The 17,660-nt window shown below is 68.7% G+C and carries 17 protein-coding genes and 1 pseudogene; 6 read left to right on the top strand and 12 right to left on the bottom strand.

Annotated elements, in window-relative coordinates:
• Positions 1–3: 3 nt before the first annotated feature.
• From RMCN_RS11270 to RMCN_RS11250, 5 genes are all read right to left on the bottom strand, one after another.
• Positions 4–729 (bottom strand): lysophospholipid acyltransferase family protein, encoded by a 726-nt coding sequence (locus RMCN_RS11270; RefSeq protein WP_067389149.1) that lies wholly within the window; start codon positions 727–729, stop codon positions 4–6.
• A gap of 83 nt (positions 730–812) precedes the next feature.
• Positions 813–1,202: a hypothetical protein gene (locus RMCN_RS11265; RefSeq protein ID WP_067389492.1), complete on the bottom strand. Its 390-nt coding sequence runs from the start codon at positions 1,200–1,202 to the stop codon at positions 813–815.
• Entirely contained in the window at positions 1,199–2,464 is a 1,266-nt protein-coding gene (locus tag RMCN_RS11260) for an ArsA family ATPase (protein WP_084377356.1), read from the bottom strand. Before RMCN_RS11260 ends, RMCN_RS11265 begins: the two co-directional genes overlap by 4 nt.
• Positions 2,461–2,898 (bottom strand): SRPBCC family protein, encoded by a 438-nt coding sequence (locus tag RMCN_RS11255; protein WP_064416383.1) that lies wholly within the window; start codon positions 2,896–2,898, stop codon positions 2,461–2,463. Before RMCN_RS11255 ends, RMCN_RS11260 begins: the two co-directional genes overlap by 4 nt.
• Positions 2,899–2,938: 40 nt before the next feature.
• The gene (locus tag RMCN_RS11250) at positions 2,939–3,328 is read right to left on the bottom strand and encodes an SRPBCC family protein (RefSeq protein ID WP_064349937.1); all 390 of its coding nucleotides are present in this window, start codon (positions 3,326–3,328) and stop codon (positions 2,939–2,941) included.
• Positions 3,329–3,420: 92 nt separating this feature from the next.
• Here RMCN_RS11250 and RMCN_RS11245 point away from each other — a divergent pair, with 92 nt between their 5' ends.
• On the top strand, positions 3,421–5,220 hold the full coding sequence (locus tag RMCN_RS11245) for an AMP-dependent synthetase/ligase (RefSeq protein WP_067389487.1): 1,800 nt from the start codon (positions 3,421–3,423) through the stop codon (positions 5,218–5,220).
• On the opposite strand, the gene RMCN_RS11240 is transcribed toward RMCN_RS11245, so the two are convergent.
• The 4 genes from RMCN_RS11240 to RMCN_RS11225 all read right to left on the bottom strand — a co-directional run bounded on the left by RMCN_RS11240 (position 5,208) and on the right by RMCN_RS11225 (position 8,645).
• Complete coding sequence (locus tag RMCN_RS11240) at positions 5,208–6,344, bottom strand: glycosyltransferase family 4 protein (RefSeq protein WP_067389147.1); 1,137 nt, start codon at positions 6,342–6,344, stop codon at positions 5,208–5,210. The two genes, RMCN_RS11245 and RMCN_RS11240, sit on opposite strands and share 13 nt — an antisense overlap.
• Before the next feature lies 1 nt (position 6,345).
• A complete protein-coding gene (locus RMCN_RS11235) occupies positions 6,346–7,197 on the bottom strand; it encodes a peptidase (RefSeq protein ID WP_067389145.1) in 852 nt (283 codons plus the stop codon).
• Positions 7,166–8,287, bottom strand: a complete 1,122-nt coding sequence (gene ripC, locus RMCN_RS11230) for a peptidoglycan hydrolase RipC (RefSeq protein ID WP_064416387.1) — start codon at positions 8,285–8,287, stop codon at positions 7,166–7,168. The genes RMCN_RS11235 and ripC overlap by 32 nt, the downstream gene beginning before the upstream one ends.
• 154 nt (positions 8,288–8,441) lie before the next feature.
• Positions 8,442–8,645, bottom strand: a complete 204-nt coding sequence (locus RMCN_RS11225; protein ID WP_064349930.1) for a hypothetical protein — start codon at positions 8,643–8,645, stop codon at positions 8,442–8,444.
• 111 nt (positions 8,646–8,756) lie between these two features.
• Here RMCN_RS11225 and RMCN_RS11220 point away from each other — a divergent pair.
• Positions 8,757–10,544 (top strand): annotated as a pseudogene (locus RMCN_RS11220) (DEDD exonuclease domain-containing protein); the annotation flags it as partial.
• Here RMCN_RS11220 and trpD read toward each other — a convergent pair.
• Complete coding sequence (gene trpD / locus RMCN_RS11215; RefSeq protein WP_110765812.1) at positions 10,482–11,606, bottom strand: anthranilate phosphoribosyltransferase; 1,125 nt, start codon at positions 11,604–11,606, stop codon at positions 10,482–10,484. The pseudogene RMCN_RS11220 and the gene trpD sit on opposite strands and share 63 nt — an antisense overlap.
• Positions 11,607–11,616: 10 nt before the next feature.
• On the opposite strand from trpD, the gene ctaE reads away from it, so the two are divergent.
• From ctaE to qcrB, 4 genes are all read left to right on the top strand, one after another.
• Positions 11,617–12,228: an aa3-type cytochrome oxidase subunit III gene (gene ctaE / locus RMCN_RS11210; protein WP_066842775.1), complete on the top strand. Its 612-nt coding sequence runs from the start codon at positions 11,617–11,619 to the stop codon at positions 12,226–12,228.
• Between the two features lie 64 nt (positions 12,229–12,292).
• Positions 12,293–13,099: a cytochrome bc1 complex diheme cytochrome c subunit gene (qcrC, locus tag RMCN_RS11205; protein ID WP_067389141.1), complete on the top strand. Its 807-nt coding sequence runs from the start codon at positions 12,293–12,295 to the stop codon at positions 13,097–13,099.
• Entirely contained in the window at positions 13,096–14,310 is a 1,215-nt protein-coding gene (gene qcrA, locus RMCN_RS11200) for a cytochrome bc1 complex Rieske iron-sulfur subunit (RefSeq protein ID WP_064416390.1), read from the top strand. Before qcrC ends, qcrA begins: the two co-directional genes overlap by 4 nt.
• Entirely contained in the window at positions 14,307–16,019 is a 1,713-nt protein-coding gene (gene qcrB / locus RMCN_RS11195) for a cytochrome bc1 complex cytochrome b subunit (protein ID WP_067389139.1), read from the top strand. The genes qcrA and qcrB overlap by 4 nt, the downstream gene beginning before the upstream one ends.
• Before the next feature lie 27 nt (positions 16,020–16,046).
• Here the strand turns inward: qcrB and RMCN_RS11190 are convergent, their stop codons facing one another.
• Complete coding sequence (locus RMCN_RS11190; RefSeq protein ID WP_067389137.1) at positions 16,047–16,718, bottom strand: DUF2561 family protein; 672 nt, start codon at positions 16,716–16,718, stop codon at positions 16,047–16,049.
• Positions 16,718–17,581, bottom strand: a complete 864-nt coding sequence (locus tag RMCN_RS11185) for an MmpS family transport accessory protein (RefSeq protein WP_064416393.1) — start codon at positions 17,579–17,581, stop codon at positions 16,718–16,720. Before RMCN_RS11185 ends, RMCN_RS11190 begins: the two co-directional genes overlap by 1 nt.
• Positions 17,582–17,660: the final 79 nt, after the last annotated feature.

The raw sequence follows: 17,660 nt of genomic DNA, 5'->3' as shown, positions 1-17,660 counted from the left end.
GGCTCAGCCGGCGGCCACCTCCGGCATGCGGGCCGACGGCTTTGTCGAGTCGTCGGCCCTGCCCTCCTTGATGTCGGCGGCGTAGAGGTCGACGTACTCCTGACCGGACAGCCGCATCAGCTCGTACATCACCTCGTCGATGACGGCGCGCTCGATGAAGCGGTTGCCCGCCAGCCCCTCGAACCGGCTGAAGTCCATCGGCGCGCCGAACTTCACCTGGACTCGGCCGAAGCGCCACATTTTGCTGCCGGGCGGGTTGACGACGTCGGTTCCGATCATCGCGACGGGAATGACCGGCATTCCGGTCTCCAGCGCCAACCGGGCCAGACCGGTCTTACCCTTGTAGAGTCGGCCGTCCGGTGAGCGGGTGCCCTCGGGGTACATCCCGAGCAACTTGCCTTCGCCGAGGATCCGCGCCGCGGTGTTCAACGCGCTCTGCGCGCTGTCGGCGTCTGTGCGGTCGATCGGCACCTGACCGGCGACGGTGTAGAACCACCGGGTGAACCAGCCCTTCAGCCCGGTGCCGGTGAAGTACTCGGCCTTGGCCAGGAAGGTGATCCTGCGGCTCACCACCAGAGGCAGATAGAAACTGTCCGCGACCGCGAGGTGGTTACTGGCCAGAATCGCCGCGCCGGACGACGGAACATGGTGCAGCCCTTCGACTTTCGGCCGTCCGAGCAATGACAGCAGGGGGCCCATGAAGATGTACTTGAACAGCCAATACCACATGGGCCCTCCCGGTGATCGAACACCGGCCGGTGTTCTGCGACAACTTTACCCACGCACTGTGGATGCGACCACAGCGCGCAAGACTACTCCTCGACAGTTACCGGAATGTGCTGATAGCGCCCCGGCGCGGGCGGCGGAGCCGAGCCGTTCGGTCCCGGGTCGTGCGGTGGCCCGGGCGGCCCGTCCGGGGGCACGTCCGGCCCCGTCGGGCCTTGGCCTGCCTGGTCGAGAATGGCCCGGACCACGGCGAGCAGGGCGACGCTGTGCTCGGCGACAACGGTGAGCAACGGATGCTGTTCGCCCGCCGCCAGGGCAGCCAGCGCACACACCGGGCACCAGACCTGCTGGCATTTGCCCGCGGTACCGGTCGTCGCACGGGCCGCGGCCATACGCACCGCGGGGTCGAGCCTGTCGAGGATGGCCTGCGCGAGCGCCCGCAACTCCGGTCCGAGATCGCCGTGTGGTGTCGTCACTTCGGCCACACCTCCGGATTCGGTCGGAACCGCACGGTCAACTCACACCCTCGCAGTTGGGCGTCCACGACGACGCATCTTCGCAACACGGACGCCAATCGGACCCGGCGCCGCAATCCCCCCGCGCCGACTATCAGATCGTCGTCGACCCGGCCCAGCGTCAGCGCCGAGGAGTCGACCTGCGGCAACTCTAGCCGTAGCCGGTACACCGATTCGAGGCCGGAGCCCGACTCGCGGTCGACGATCGGACGCAACGGCCCCGGCGGGGGTGACCCGTCGCGGCGCCGTGCGCTGTCGAGCAGCTCCCCGAGCGCCTTCGCACCTATCGGCTCGCCGGCCAGATGGGGAACCAAGACGAGTTGGACATCGCCGATGGTCGCATCGAGCTGATCGAGCACGGCCCGCTGTTCGGATATCCGTTCGGTGTACCAGTCGAAGGCGGGATGTTCGGGCAGGTTGCGGTACTCGTACGAATCGTCTTGTACGAGTATCTGGTTGACGATCAGCTCGGCAACCTGCACGCCCATCAGCGCCAACGATCCCAGCGTGCGGGCGGCCTCGGCGGCTACCACCCGCTCGGCGGTCATCACCAGATGGGCGCTGACCACCGAGCCGTCGATGAGCATCGCGCCCAGCGATTCGGTGCCCGCGCTGATGCGTTCGAACAGTGCGACGACGGCCGCGGAGTGTGGATCGTCGAATCCGGTGGACAGCCGCCGGTGCCGCGGCCAAGCGCGCTCCAGGTACAGGCCGAACGTAGCGGGCAGGGTGAGCATGCGCAGCGCGTCGGCGGTCGACGCGCAGTCGACCACGATCCGGTCCCAGTTCCCCGAGGCCGCCAGTTCACCCACCTCATAGAGCCCGAGCACCTCCTGAACACCGGGTAGCGCCGAAAGTTCTTCGGGGGCAACGCTTCCCAACTCGGACTCCGGAAACCGGTCGGACAGCAGGCCCGCGATCTCGCGCCACCGCGTCTCCAGAAGGGCCAGCGTGTCCAACGCCAGCGCGTCCAGCGCTCCGCCGCCGGCGTCGGCGTCATCGGTGAACACCCGGGTGGGCCGACGCTGGCCGGTCGGTGTCACCGTCACCCCGAGCACGTCACCGATGGAGTGCGCCTGATCGGTCGAGACGATCAGTACCCGCAACCCCGCACGTGCGTCACGCACGGCGGTGGCGGTCGCCAACGTCGACTTGCCGACCCCGCCCTTACCGACGAACAGACCGATCTTGGCGACAGGCGGGCCGGTGGCATTGGCGCTCACTCAGCCTCGACTCGTTTCTTGAGGTCCTTCAACGCGGTGTCCGTGAGGCGCCGTTCGGCTTTGCGCTTCAACAGCCCGATCATCGGAATGATCAAATCGACAGACAGTTCGTAGGTGACGTCTGTCCCTGATCCCTTGGGCGACAAGCGATATGCGCCTTCCAGCGACCTCAGCAGCGAGCTGGACACCAGCGACCACGTCACGGACTGGCGATCAGGCGGCCAGTTGTAAGACAACACCATGGTGTCCTTGAGCACGGCCGCATCCAGCACCAACCGGGCGGTCTTCGGGTAACCGTCGGCGTCGGCCTCGAGTACCTCGGTCTCCTTGTACTCGGCCACCCAGTCCGGATAGGACCCGATGTCCGCGATGACGTCCATGACCGTCGAGGGATCGGCATCGATGTAGATGGTCTGCGCCGTCTTGTCCGCCACGTTGAAAATCTACCCTCCCCTGTCGTCGACGGCCGAAGCCTCAGGCCAACGGCGACACACCCACCGGGCGCGTGGCCTCCAGCCGCTGCTTCACCTCGAATGCCATGTTCTTACCCGCGACCCGGCGCCGGTGGTTCATCTTCGCCAGATTCATCTTGGCCAGCTGCCACGCCGCCACCCCCGCCGGTTCGGCGTGCAGAAAATAGTGCAGCACGACGCCGTCGAGCACCGGTTCCAGCCAGACCTCCATCGTCCCGACGAGCGCCCCGGTGACGGTCCAGCGGTGGCCCTTGTCGCCGCGGTCCTCCACCACGGTCAGCCGCAGATCCGGCCACCAACGACGCCAGCTCGCAGGATCGGCGACGTAGCGGCCGACCTCGGCGGGGTCCGCCGCGACGAACGTGTCGTCCGCGATCTGAATGCTGTTCATGGCATACCAGCTTCACATACGAGCCTGCCCGGCCCGATCCCGGCCGACTAGGGTGGATGCGGCAAGAGCAGCCGTATCGAGAGGCCAAGACCGTGCGTGAGTTCAGTGTGCCCGCGTCCTTCACGGTGGAAGATCACGACAGTGTCGTGCGCGCCGTGTTCGACCATGAGCGCGACGATCCCGACCATGTGATCTTCCAGCGCCTCGTGGACGGTTCGTGGACCGATGTGACGAGCAAGCAGGCCGCCGACCAGATTCGCTCCGCCGCGCTCGGACTGATCGCCAAGGGCGTGCAGCCCGGTGACCGCGTGGCGCTGATGTCGGCCACCCGCTACGAATGGCCCATCCTGGACTTCGCGATCCTGGCCACCGGCGCGCTCACCGTGCCGATCTACGAGACCAACTCGCCCGAGCAGGTGAAGTTCGTGCTCTCGGACTCCGAAGCCGTGCTGCTGATCGTCGAGACCGACCAGCACGCCGACAGGATCGAGCACCTCGAGGACGAACTGCCCGGGCTCCGGGAAGTGTTGCGCATCGAAAGCGCGGGCACACCGGTGCTCGACGAACTCGCCCAGGCGGGGAAGTCGGTCGACGCCAAACAACTCGACGACCGGTTGGCCGGTCTGGCGGCCGCCGATCCCGCGACGCTGATCTACACGTCGGGCACCACGGGTCAGCCGAAGGGGTGCCAGCTGACCCACTCGAACCTGGTGCACGAGATCCGCGGCGCGAAGGAGTGCTTCCCGACACTGCTCGACAAGGGCGAGCGCATGCTGGTGTTTTTGCCGCTGGCACACGTGCTTGCGAGGGCGATCACGCTCGCGGCCTTCACCTATAAAGTCACCTTGGGCTTCACCAGCGACATCAAGAACCTGGTGCCGACGTTCGCGGTGTTCAAGCCAACGCTCGTGGTGTCGGTGCCGCGCGTGTTCGAGAAGGTTTACAACACCGCCGAGCAGAACGCCCGCAACGACGGCAAGGGCCGAATCTTCGAGATGGCCGCCGACACCGCGATCGAGTGGAGCAAGTCGCTGGACACCGGCAAGGCCGGCCTGCTGCTGCGCGCCAAGCACGCGGTGTTCGACCGCCTGGTGTACGGCAAACTACGCGCGGCGCTGGGCGGCGACTGCCGCGCCGCCATTTCCGGCGGCGCTCCGCTGGGCGCACGGCTCAGCCACTTCTACCGCGGCGTGGGGCTGACGATCTACGAGGGCTACGGCCTCACCGAGACCAGCGCCGCGATCACGGTCAACCGAATCGACGACATCAAGGTGGGTTCGGTCGGGAAACTGTTGCCGGGCAACAGCATGCGCCTCAACGACGACGACGAACTACTGGTCAAGGGCGGCGTCGTGTTCGCAGGGTATTGGAACAACGACGGGGAGACCAACGCCGTGTTCTCCGACGGCTGGTTCCACACCGGCGACCTCGGCGCGATCGACGAGGACGGCTTCCTGACCATCATCGGCCGCAAGAAGGAAATCATCGTCACCGCGGGCGGCAAGAACGTCGCGCCGGCGATACTCGAAGACCGGTTGCGCGCCCACCCGCTGATCAGCCAGGCGATGGCCGTCGGCGACGCCAAGCCGTTCATCGGCGCGCTGATCACGATCGATCCCGAGGCGATCGAGGGGTGGAAGGAACGAAACGGCAAGGGCGCAGGCACGTCGGTCGGCGACCTGGCGACCGACCCCGACCTGGTCGCCGAGATCGACCTCGCGGTCAAGGAGGCCAATCAGGCGGTGTCGAAGGCCGAGGCGATCCGCAAGTTCCGCATCCTGTCCGTCGACTTCACCGAGGACACCGGCGAGCTGACCCCGACGTTGAAGGTCAAGCGAAAGGTGGTGGCGCAGAAGTTCGCCGACGACATCGAGGCGATCTACACCGGATAGAGCAGGTTCGACAACCGCTTCGCCTGGGTGTGCCACTGCCACTTGTCGACCACCCAGCGCCTGCCCGCCGCGCCCATCCGGACGGCACGGTCGGGATCGGCCAGCAGATCGCCGACCGCCGCCGCGATCGCGCCGACATCCCAACCGTCGACCACCACTCCGGTCTGCCCGTCGCGCACGGTCTCCGGCGCCCCGCCGGAGCGTCCGGCCACCACCGGAACCCCCGTCGCCGACGCCTCGAGGTAGACGATGCCCAGACCTTCGACGTCCAGTCCGGCGCCGCGGGTGCGGCACGGCATCGCGAACACGTCGGCCATGGCGTGGTGGGCGGGCAACTCGTCGCCGGGGACGGCGTCGGTGAACACGACGTCGTCGGCCACCCCGAAGCTGTGCGCCAGCTTGTGCAGGGTCGACCGGTAGGGCCCGCCGCCGACGATCACCAGCGCCGCATCGGGCACACGTTGCCGGATGGCGGGCATGGCCCGGATCAACATGTCCTGTCCCTTGCGCGGAACCAGGCGCGACAGACAGACGACGACGGGCCGGTTGCCGAGCCGGTAGCGGGCCCGTAGTTGCGCTCGCGCGACCTCGTCGGGGGTGAACCGGTCGGTGTCGACGCCCGGCGGCAGGTGTTCGAGCGCGGCATGCGGGCCGAACGCCGACGCGAACCGGCGCCGGGTGTACTGGCTGACGTAGGTGACTGCGTCGGTGCCCGATCCGATGCGCCGCAGAGCATTTCGCGCCAGGGGCAACATCGACCAGCCGACCTCGTGACCGTGTGTACTGGCGATCACCCGGCGCGCGCCTGCGCCGCGGGCCAGCGGCGCCATCAACGCCAGCGGGGCCGCCGCACCGAACCAGACCGTCTCGGCGGCGGTCTGTTCGATGAGGCGCCGCATTCGGCTGCTCACCGACGGCTCGGGCAGCATGAGGGTGGTCGGGTGCCGCACGACCCGATACGGCGCGTCCCGGTCGAACTCGTCGGCGCCCTTCCACTTCGGCGCGTACACCGTCAGCGTGTGCCGCCCGTCGGCGACGAGGTGGTCGACGAGCGCCTGCAGATAGGACTGGATGCCACCGCGCCGCGGCGGAAAATCGTTGGTGACCAACAGAACCCGGCTCACGTCAGCGGCTCGCCCACTGCCGCCACTCGGTGAGCACGGCGTCGAGGTCCATACCCAGGGTGTCGCGCACCGCCGTTGCGACGGCGGGGTGACCGGGTCCGCACGCCCGGTGGTACAGCGCGAGTAGGGTGCCCGCGCCGTACCGGTCGGCGACGAACCGGCTGAACCACCAGGCCCGGTCGTAGGCCGGCGAACGGTCCGGCCCGGAAAGCTCGGCGTCGGCGGGCAGCGTGAGAAGCGAGGCGTCGGGCACCGGGGTCGCGGGCCGGGCAACGAAGTCGGCCACCCCCTCGGTGAGCCAGCGGGGTGCATCAGATGCGGTTCGGTCGCGGGCCGCGTAGTGAAAAAGTTCGTGGCGCAACACGATTCGCAACGCGGCGTCGCTCAGGTCGGCGGCGCCGGGGGCGAACGTGATCCGCTCGGGCGTGGTAGTGGCCGCGGTGTGGATGTCACCGCCGCCGATCGCCGCGAACTGCGCGTCGGTGCCCGCGACGGCGATCACGATCTCGCGCGGCCACTGCGGGCCCCAGAACCCGGTGACCGCCGCGGCGGCGCCGTCCATCTCGGCCGCGATCCGGGACAGCAGCCGATCGGTGCGCGCCCCGCCGAGGTTCGTCAGTCGGACCGCACGGCCGTCGGCCAGTGTGTGGACGCGCGACGCCGCGACGGGCGTGGTCAGCGACGCCGGAGCAGCGGGTGTGGCCACCGCCGGCCCGGACGGGGCCTCGGAGCGGCCGACGATCAGCAGCGCGAAGATGAGTTCGGCGATGAGCAGCGCCGCGAGCCGAGACCTACTCCTCGCGTGCGCGACACCCCGGCGGTCAGTAACGGCGGACGTTGTAGATCGGCGCATTGTCCACCGGGGCGACTCGCACCGGCGTGCCGTAGGTCGAGGCGTGCACCATCATTCCGTCACCGATGTAGATGGCCGAGTGTGACGCGTCGGAGTAGTAGTTGACGACGTCACCGGGCTGCATCTGGTCCTGGGAGACCGGCTGACCACCGCGGGCCAGCGCCTGGCTGGAGTGCGGCAGCGAGATGCCGGCCTGTTGGAACGCCCACATCACCAGCCCCGAGCAGTCGAATGCGCTCGGTCCGGATCCGCCCCACGAGTACGGCGAGCCGATACGGCTCAGCGCGGCCTGGATCACGGTGGCGGAGTGTCCGCTGCCCGGGGCCGCGACGTCTCCGGGCGGGATGGCTCCGGGCGCCGGCGGTGCGGCCAGGACCGCGGGGTCACCGCCGGGGGGCGCCGGCGCGGGCGCGGGCACCGGAGGCATGGGCGGGATGGCGGCAAGCGCTTCGCGCTGGTTCGGTGTCAACGCCTCGTACTGCGACTTCACGACGGCGATCTGCACCTGCAGCCTGCTCTGCTTGGACTGCAGGTCGGCCCGGACGGCGGCGGCCTGCTCGGCGGCGGTCTTGGCTGCGGCGGCCGACGTCGCGGAGGCCTCTTCGGCCAGGGCGGCCTGCCTGCCGATCTCGCGGTAGCTCTTCATCTGCGCCGACATCTCGGCGGCCATCACACGTTGCACCGACAACTGATCGATGAGGCCCTGCGGCGAGCCCGCGGTCAGGATCGCGTCCAGTCCATCGGTTCTGCCGCCCATGTACTGGGCCGCGGCAACCCTGTCGACGGCGTTCTGAAAGTTTGCCAACTGTTCGCGGGCCGCCTTCGCCGCTGCCGCATCGGCGGCGTGCTTGGCCTCGGCGTCCCGCTGGATGGCCAGCTTGTTGTCGAGATCGAGCTGCGCCGAGTGCATCGCCTCGGTGGTCTGCTCGGCCTGTCGCGACAGTTCGTTGAGCTTCGCCAGCGCGTCGTCGGCCGGATCGGCCTGCACACTGACGGCGAAGAAACTCGCGAAAAACGTGATACCGACTATCGCGCTGACGAGGGGGCGAAGGAACCCACGAATGGTCAAGCGCGTGTGGTCGAGCCTCAAGATTTTGCGTCCTTCAACTTCCGGAACGAAGCCGTGTCGAATAGCCCTTAGGTCTCAGACAGGTTACGAAACGGCATCGGGGATTGTCCAACAGAAGACGCAAATTTAACAGGCAGCTCATATTTCGTTCCGTCGCCCGCCACGCCGCGTGTCATCAGGCGACACCCGAACTGCCCTCCCGGCGGATGGGTACCAGCCGCAGTCGCGGCGCCAGGCCCACATCGGCGAGCACCTCCAGCGCTCGACGTTCGTCGTCCAGCAAGGTGTCGGGTACGCCCAGCAGAACACTCACGACGCAGTCCTGACAGCCTGGTCCGCGGACCGCGCAGTCGTCGCAGTCGATCTTCACCGTGCCCACGAATGGCTCCTCTCGGTCGGTGCGGTCCGCACGCTATCGGGGGGTACCGACAAGTTCTTACGGCCCGCGTGGCAACCCGAAGGTGTCGGTGGGGTTTCCTACCGTCGAGCCGTGAGCCAGCTCAGCTTCGCCGACGTCGATCGGCAGGCTGACGTCTCACTGCACGACACCACGTTCGTCGTTGTCGACCTCGAGACCACCGGAGGCCGCGCCAGCGGCGACCACCACGACGAGATCACCGAGATCGGGGCGGTCAAGGTGCGCGGCGGCGTCGTGCTCGGCGAACTGGCCACCCTGGTGGACCCGGGCCGCAGCATCCCGCCGCAGATCGTGGCGCTGACCGGGATCACCACCGCGATGGTGTGCAACGCGCCCAGGATCGAGTCGGTGCTGCCGGCATTTCTGGAGTTCTCGCGCGGGGCGGTGCTGGTCGCCCACAACGCCGGGTTCGACATCGGGTTCCTACGGGCCGCCGCCGAACGCGCTCAGATCGCCTGGCCGCGGCCGCCGGTGCTGTGCACGGTCAAACTGGCGCGCCGGGTCCTCACCCGCGACGAGGCCCCCAGCGTGCGCCTCTCCGCGCTGGCCCGCTTGTTCGGCGCGAGCACCACCCCGACGCACCGCGCACTCGACGACGCCCGCGCCACCGTCGACGTCCTGCACGGGCTGATCGAGCGCGTCGGCAACCAGGGCGTGCACACCTACACCGAGTTGCGGTCCTACCTGCCCGACGTCACCCCGGCGCAGCGGCGCAACCGCCACCTCGCCGCGGCGTTGCCGCACCGGCCCGGCGTCTACCTGTTTCGCGGCCCCGGCGCTGAGGTCCTCTACGTCGGCACGGCAGTCAACCTCCGGCGACGCGTCGGGCAGTACTTCAACGGCTCCGACTCGCGCACCCGCATCAAGGAGATGGCCTCCCTGGCCACCGCGGTCGACCACGTCGAATGCGCGCACGATCTCGAGGCAGGCGTGCGCGAGCTACGCCTGCTGGCCGCGCACGCTCCGCCCTACAACCGCCGGTCGAAGTTCCCGCACCGATGGTGGTGGATCACGTTGACCGACGAGGCCTTTCCCCGCTTCTCGATCGTGCGCACCCCCAAGCACGACGCGGTGATCGGCCCGTTCCGTGCGCGCGCCGACGCCGTCGACACCGCCGCGCTACTGGCCCGGTTCACCGGGGTGCGCACGTGCACCAAGAAGCTGGGGCGCGGCGCGGTGCACGGTCCGGCCTGCCCCGACCGGGAGTTGTCACCGTGCCCGGCGCCCCGCGACGTGGGCGCCGACCACTACGCCGAGACGGTCGCGCGGGCGGCCGACCTGATGGCCGGCCGCGACGGCCGGGCGCTGGCCGCGGTGCTGGCCCACGTCGCCGACCTCGCCGACCGGGGCCGCTACGAGACCGCTGCCCGCCTACGCGATCACGCCGCCGCCGCGATCGACGGATTGTGGCGAGGCCAGCGACTTCGGGCCCTGACCGCCGTCACCGAGTTGGTGGCCGCACGCCCCGACGGCGACGGCGGATGGCACCTCGCGGTGATCCGCAACGGCCAACTGGCCGCCGCGGGAAACGCGCCGCGCGGCGTGCCGCCGATGCCGGTGGTCGACGCGATCTGCGCTGGCGCACAAGCCGTTCTGCCCTCGGCAGCCCCGCTGGGCGGCGCACTGGTCGAGGAGACGGCCCTGATCGCGCGGTGGCTGCACCAACCCGGGGTGCGCATCGTGCGCGCCGACGACGGCTACTGCTCACCGGTACATGCGGCGGGCCGGTGGGCGGCCTGGGTCGCGTCGGCGCGCTCGGCGCGCCTGGCCGCAGAACAGATCGAGAAGGCAACTCGCTCAGGCTTTTTGAGTGAACCGCACCCAACGCGCGAGGAGCTGTTCGGCCGCCCCGGAGTCGATGGCCTCGGCCGCCTTGGCCAGCCCGCTCTCCCAGGCCGGCAACCATTTGGCGTCGCTGGCTAGCCCCGCGTGCGCCACCAGCGCGCCCGCGGCGTTGAGGACCACCGCGTCGCGCACCGCCCCCGGCGCACCGCCGAGCACCGCGCGCACCGACGCCGCATTGGCCTCGGCGTCGCCGCCGACCAGTTCGGAGATCTCGGCGCGCTTGAAACCGAACGCGGCGGGGTCGAACTTCAGCCGCTCGACCGTGCCCGCCTGTACCCGCCAGATGGTGCTGGTCGTGGTGGTGGTGAGCTCGTCGAGACCGTCGTCGCCGTGGACCACCAGCACGCTGGACCCGCGGGCCGCGAACACGCCGGCCATCACCTCGGCCAGTTCCCCCCACGCGCAGCCGACCAGCCCGGCGCGCGGCGAGGCCGGATTGGTCAGCGGACCGAGCAGGTTGAACACCGTCGGCACCCCGATCTCGCGGCGCACCACGCCGGCGTGCCGGTACGACGGGTGGAAGTGCGGCGCGAACGCGAACCCGATGCCTATCTCGGCGACGCTGCGAGCGACGTCGTCGGGACCGAGGTCGATGCGCACCCCGAGCGCCTCGAGCGTGTCGGCGCCCCCGGACAGCGAGGACGCCGCGCGGTTCCCGTGCTTGATCACCGGCACCCCGGCGGCCGCGACGACGATGGCCGCCATCGTGGACAGGTTCTGGGTGTTGGCGCCGTCCCCGCCGGTGCCCACCACGTCGACGGTTGCGGTGCCGATCACGTCGGTGGGGACGCGGCGCGCGTGTTTGAGCATGGTGTCGGCCAGCTCGGTGACCTCCGCCGACGTCGGGCGCTTCATCCGCATCGACACCCCGAAGCTCGCGATCTGGGCAGGGGTGGCCACACCGGTCATGATCTGGTCCATCGCCCACGCCGCCTGCCCGTTCTCCAGCGACTGACCGGTGGTGAGGCGGCCGAGGATCCGGGGCCACGTGAAGGAATCGGGGTTTTTGGGAGAAGCCACCACGCGATTATGACGAAACGCCGACCCGGGTGGAGATCGACAACTACAAAGCGTCATACTTGCTCCTGTGACGAGCGCTGTAGGGACCTCGGGAACCGCAATCACGTCGCGAGTACATTCGCTGAACCGGCCGAACATGGTCAGTGTCGGCACCATCGTCTGGCTGTCCAGCGAGCTGATGTTCTTCGCTGGCCTGTTCGCGATGTACTTCACCGCGCGTTCGCAGGCGGCGGGCGAATGGCCGCCGCCGCCGACGGAGCTGAACCTCATGCAGGCGGTGCCGGTGACGCTGGTGTTGATCGCGTCGTCGTTCACCTGCCAGATGGGCGTGTTCGCCGCCGAACGCGGTGACGTGTTCGGGCTGCGCCGCTGGTACACCCTCACCTTCGCGATGGGGCTGTTCTTCGTCCTCGGCCAGGGCTACGAGTACATCGAACTGGTCAAGCACGGCACCACCATCTCCAGCAGCGCCTACGGTTCGGTGTTCTATCTGGCCACCGGTTTCCACGGCCTGCACGTGATCGGCGGCCTTGTCGCCTTCCTCATCCTGTTGGCCCGAACCCGGATGAGTAAGTTCACTCCGGCGCAGGCCACCGCCGCGATCGTGGTGTCGTACTACTGGCACTTCGTCGACATCGTCTGGATCGCCCTGTTCGCCGTCATTTACTTCGTAAGATGATCGGCTCGCCGATGTGTCCGTTGATCGGCTTGTCGTGCCGATCGATCCGATGAGAAGGAGTTCGATGACCGACAAGTCGCGCCGTCGGCTACGCCGGCGCCTGTCAGGTGCTGTGCTGCTGCTGCTCGGATTGGGCGTCGCCGGTGGTCTGGCCGCCACGCTGACGCCCACACCGCAGGTCGCGGTCGCCGACGAATCGCAGTCGGCGCTGTTGCGCACGGGTAAGCAGCTGTTCGACACCTCCTGCGTGACCTGCCACGGCGTCAACCTCCAAGGTGTGCCGGACCGCGGCCCCAGCCTGATCGGCGTCGGCGAGGCGGCGGTCTACTTCCAGGTCTCCACCGGCCGCATGCCCGCGATGCGCGGTGAGGCCCAGGCCCCGGCCAAGCCCCCGCTGTTCGACGAGGCGCAGACCGACGCGCTCGGCGCCTACGTGCAGGCCAACGGCGGCGGCCCGGTCGTCCCGCGCGACGACAACGGACGCGTCGCACAGGAGTCGCTGCTGGGCGATAACGTCGCCCGTGGTGGTGACCTGTTCCGGTTGAACTGCGCGTCGTGTCACAACTTCACCGGCAAGGGCGGCGCCCTGTCGTCGGGCAAGTACGCGCCCGACCTCGGCGACGCCACGCCCGCGCAGATCTACACCGCGATGCTCACCGGCCCGCAGAACATGCCGAAGTTCTCGGACCGGCAGCTGTCGCCGGATGAGAAGCGCGACATCGTGGCCTACGTCCGCGAGTCGGCGGAGGCACCGAGCTACGGCGGCTACGGCCTCGGCGGGTTCGGCCCGGCGCCCGAGGGCATGGCGGCCTGGATCATCGGCATGGTGGCCGTCATCGCCGCGGCCCTGTGGATCGGAGCGCGAGCATGAGCGAGCCGGGCAACGGCACCGAGAACACCCCCAAGGGCACCGACGCACCCGGTCAGGCCGGTGTTCCGGGTCAGCCCACGGACGCCGAACTGGCGGCGATGTCACGCGAGGAGCTGGTCGAACTCGGCGGCAAACTCGACGGCGTCGAGATCGTCTACAAGGAGGACCGCTGGCCGGTCCCCGACACCAAGGCCGAGAAGCGCGCCAGCCGCGTGGTCTCGTACTGGCTTCTGCTGGGCGGTTTCTCGGGCCTGGCGCTGCTGTTGGTGTTCCTGTTCTGGCCGTGGGAGTACGTGCCCTACGGCTCCGAGGGCGAGTTCCTGTTCAGCCTGACCACGCCGCTGTACGGGTTGACGTTCGGGCTGTCGATCCTGGCGATCGGCATCGGCGCGGTGCTGTACCAGAAGAAGTTCATCCCCGAGGAGATCTCGATCCAGGAACGCCATGACGGCGCCTCCCCCGAGATCCACCGCAAGACGGTCGTGGCGAACCTGACCGACGCCCTCGAAGGCTCGACGATCAAGCGGCGCAAGCTGGTCGGCCTCTCGCTGGGCATCGGCCTCGGCGCATTCGGCCTCGGCACGCTGGTGGCGTTCGCGGGCGGTCTGATCAAGAACCCGTGGAAGCCGGTTGTGCAGACCGCCGACGGCAAGAAGGCCGTGCTGTGGACGTCCGGCTGGACGCCGCGATACCAGGGCGAGACGATCTTCTTGGCCCGTTCCACCGGCACCGGCACCTTCGTCAAGATGCGGCCCGAGGACATCGACGCCGGCGGCATGGAGACGGTGTTCCCGTGGCGCGAATCCGACGGCGACGGAACCACTGTCGAGTCGCACCACCACCTCGCCGAGATCGCGATGGGCGTGCGCAATCCCGTCATGCTGATCAGGATCAAGGCGCAGGACCTGCCGCGGGTGGTCAAGCGCAAGGGTCAGGAGAGCTTCAACTTCGGGGATCTGTTCGCCTACACCAAGGTCTGCTCTCACCTGGGCTGCCCCTCGTCGCTTTACGAGCAGCAGTCGTATCGCATCCTCTGCCCGTGCCACCAGTCTCAGTTCGACGCGTTGCACTTCGCCAAGCCCATATTCGGCCCGGCTGCGCGCGCGTTGGCGCAGCTGCCCATCACCATCGACCAGGACGGGTATCTCGTCGCCAACGGCGACTTCATCGAACCCGTCGGGCCGGCCTTCTGGGAACGGAAAACAGTATGAGTCCATCACTGCCGAAGCCGCCGAAGCTCGCCGAAGTCGCTGCGGCACAGGGCAATGCCATCGATTCGCGCTATCACCCGTCGGCGGCGGTGCGGCGTCAGCTGAACAAGGTGTTCCCGACCCACTGGTCATTCCTGCTGGGCGAGATCGCGCTCTACAGCTTCATCGTGCTGCTGATCACCGGCGTGTACCTGACGCTGTTCTTCGACCCGTCGATGGCCGAGGTCACCTATAACGGCGTCTACCAGCCGCTGCGCGGGGTCCAGATGTCGAAGGCGTACGCGTCGACGCTCGACATCAGCTTCGAGGTCCGCGGCGGGTTGTTCGTCCGTCAGATCCACCACTGGGCCGCACTGCTGTTCGCGGCGGCGATCATGGTCCACCTGGCCCGCATCTTCTTCACCGGCGCCTTCCGGCGCCCGCGTGAGGCGAACTGGGTGATCGGCGCGCTGCTGCTGATCCTGGCGATGTTCGAGGGCTACTTCGGCTACTCGTTGCCCGACGACCTGCTGTCGGGCATCGGGCTGCGGGCCGCGCTCTCATCGATCTCGCTCGGCATGCCGGTGATCGGCACCTGGTTGCACTGGGCGCTGTTCGGCGGCGACTTCCCCTGCGGCGGCGTCGGATACATGTGCAACGAAGACGGGTACTGGATTCCCAGGATGTACGCACTGCACATCCTGCTGATCCCGGGAATCATGTTGGCGCTCATCGGGCTTCACCTGGCCCTGGTGTGGTTCCAGAAGCACACCCAGTTCCCCGGCCCGGGCCGCACCGAGACCAACGTCGTCGGCGTGCGCGTCATGCCGGTGTTCGCGGTGAAGTCGGGCGCCTTCTTCGCGATGACGGTCGGCATCCTCGGCCTGATGGGTGGGCTACTGACGATCAACCCGGTCTGGAACCTGGGGCCGTACAAGCCATCTCAAGTGTCGGCGGGTAGCCAGCCGGACTTCTACATGATGTGGACCGAGGGTGTGGCGCGTATCTTCCCGCCGTGGGAGCTCTACTTCGGCAACTACACCGTCCCGGCGTCCACCTGGGTGGCCCTGTTCATGGGCCTGGTGTTCACGCTGCTGATCGCCTACCCGTACATCGAGAAGAGGCTCACCGGCGACACCGCGCACCACAACCTGCTGCAGCGCCCGCGTGACGCCCCGGTGCGTACCGCGTTGGGGTCGGCGGCGATCGCGCTGTACATGCTGTTCACGCTGTGTGCGATGAACGACATCATCGCGCTGAAATTCCACATCTCGCTCAACGCGACGACGTGGATCGGCCGCATCGGCATGGTGGTGCTGCCCGCGATCGTCTACTACATCGCCTACCGGTGGGCCGTCGGCCTGCAGCGCAGCGACCGGGAGGTGCTCGAACACGGCATCGAGACCGGCATCATCAAGCGGCTGCCGCACGGTGCCTACATCGAGTTGCACCAGCCGCTCGGTCCGGTGGACGAGCACGGTCATCCGATTCCGTTGGAGTACCAGGGCGCTGCCATCCCGAAGCGGATGAACAAGCTGGGCTCGGCCGGAGCGCCGGGCACCGGCAGCTTCCTCACGGCCGATCCGATCGAAGAGCACGAGGCGCTCACCGCGGCCCTGCACGCCGGCGAGCGCAAAGCGCTCACCGCGCTGGCCGAGCACCAGGAGCGCAACAGCCCGTCGAACGGACACGGCTCGCGCGACGGCGACTCGTCCAACGGCCACCACTGAGGCGGCCGGCAAGAACCGAAGAAGGACTTACGCGCCCTGCTGATCGAGCAGGGCGCGTAGTTCTTTGAGGTAGAACCACGGCACGACGGGCATCGCGAGGGTGACCAGAGCGGTCAGCGCATAAAAGATCCAAGCCGCGACATCGCTGTCGACCGCCATCAGATAGGTGGCAACACCGATGGCCACCATGGCGATGCCGATCGCGCAGGCGATCGCCACCGCGCAACGCAGCCACACCAGCTCCACCGCGGTGGACGCGGGCTCCGGCGCCTCGAGTGTGCGCTCCTGGCGCGGCGCCGCGTAGGGCAACTTCTCGGTGGGCGGTGTCGGGTCAATCGGCCGTGCCCGGCCGGGAGCCGGTGAGGCGGCCGGCGCGGGCCCGGCGGCCTGCGGCTGCGGTGATTCGGCCAGCGCGTCCCGTCGGGCGCGCAACAGCAGCGGGACCGCTCCGATGATCACCACCGCAGAGATCGCGATGACGGTGTAGAGCAGCCACGGCGTCCCGGTATCCCCGGACGACTCCGTCGGCCCCCGCCCGAGGTCCACCAGCGCCACCGTCGCGGCGACCCCGGTACCCAGGGCCACCAGCCAGATCGCCGCGCATGAGCCGAGCAGAATGCGATCGGTGCGGTCGAGCTCGCTGGGGTCCAGGGCGGGGGTCAACCGCGAGCGCCCCGAAGCGTCGGTTTCGTATGTCATCAGCAGCTGGTCTGTGCGGCGTTGTTGGTGTTCGACGACAGCACGGTGCCGTCGCTCGTGGTGATCGAGCAGTTCAGCCTGCTGACCAGGAACAGGCTCGACGCCTGCACCGAGCCGACCTCGGACTGCGAGATCGGCGTCACGGTCAACGACCACGGGATGTAGACGTTGCGCTGGGTCCGGCTACGGCCCGAGGCGTCGATATAGGTCACGGTGATGATGTCTCCCGGTGCTTTGGTTCCCGTCACCGAATAGGTGACCTGGCGCGGGCCCGAACGGGTCGTCGTGGGTGGTGGCGGCGCCGGCGGCGGCGTGGTCTCCGGCGGCGGCGGTGGCGGTTCGACCGGTGCGGGCGGCGGAGGTGGCGGCTCCTGAGTCACCGTCACGGTCTCGGGCGGCGGGGGCGGTGGCTCTTCGGTCGGTGGAGGCGGCGGAGGCGGTGGCGGCGGCGTGGTGGTCGTGATCTCGTCCTGCACCGGGGGCGCCACGGTCGTGGTCGAGGTCTCCGGTACTGCGAGGCTGTCGGTGTCGGTGCGGGTCACCAACACCGAAACGGAGACCACCAGCGCGATGGCCGCGATGATCGCCGCGACGCCGACGACCCACGGCCACCGCGGCGGTGCGGGTTGGTCGACCGGCTCGGCCTGCTCGTAGTTGTCGTAGTCGTACAGCGACGAGTCGGCCGGCACGTACGGGCCCGCGGTGAACTGCTCGGACTCCGGCGCCGAGTACGCCCGCGAGTAGAAGTCCGTGTCGCTGCTGTCCGGCGCAGGCTGCTCACCGCCGGTCTGGCCCGGTTCCTGACCCGGCTCCCGACCCTGGATATCCGAACCTTCGTCATCCGGGGGATTCGGCCCGCTCATGTACGCCTATCCTTCTCGACTACTCAACCGGCGCGGCACGCCACAGACTCCCGGCTCAGCGGCGGCGACTGACCGTGCC

The organism is Mycolicibacterium novocastrense, from assembly GCF_001570485.1.
GTDB classification, from domain to species: domain Bacteria; phylum Actinomycetota; class Actinomycetes; order Mycobacteriales; family Mycobacteriaceae; genus Mycobacterium; species Mycobacterium novocastrense.
This window is presented reverse-complemented; position numbering and strand designations above follow the sequence as displayed.

Coding starts and splice junctions, on each gene's coding strand:
- RMCN_RS11185 (WP_064416393.1), bottom strand. CDS start 17,581: ATGAGCGGGCCGAATCCCCCGGATGACGAAGGTTCGGATATCCAGGGT.
- qcrA (WP_064416390.1), top strand. CDS start 13,096: ATGAGCGAGCCGGGCAACGGCACCGAGAACACCCCCAAGGGCACCGAC.
- RMCN_RS11270 (WP_067389149.1), bottom strand. CDS start 729: ATGTGGTATTGGCTGTTCAAGTACATCTTCATGGGCCCCCTGCTGTCA.
- trpD (WP_110765812.1), bottom strand. CDS start 11,606: ATGACGCTTTGTAGTTGTCGATCTCCACCCGGGTCGGCGTTTCGTCAT.
- qcrB (WP_067389139.1), top strand. CDS start 14,307: ATGAGTCCATCACTGCCGAAGCCGCCGAAGCTCGCCGAAGTCGCTGCG.
- qcrC (WP_067389141.1), top strand. CDS start 12,293: ATGACCGACAAGTCGCGCCGTCGGCTACGCCGGCGCCTGTCAGGTGCT.
- RMCN_RS11190 (WP_067389137.1), bottom strand. CDS start 16,718: ATGACATACGAAACCGACGCTTCGGGGCGCTCGCGGTTGACCCCCGCC.
- RMCN_RS11235 (WP_067389145.1), bottom strand. CDS start 7,197: ATGCGCCGATCTACAACGTCCGCCGTTACTGACCGCCGGGGTGTCGCG.
- RMCN_RS11250 (WP_064349937.1), bottom strand. CDS start 3,328: ATGAACAGCATTCAGATCGCGGACGACACGTTCGTCGCGGCGGACCCC.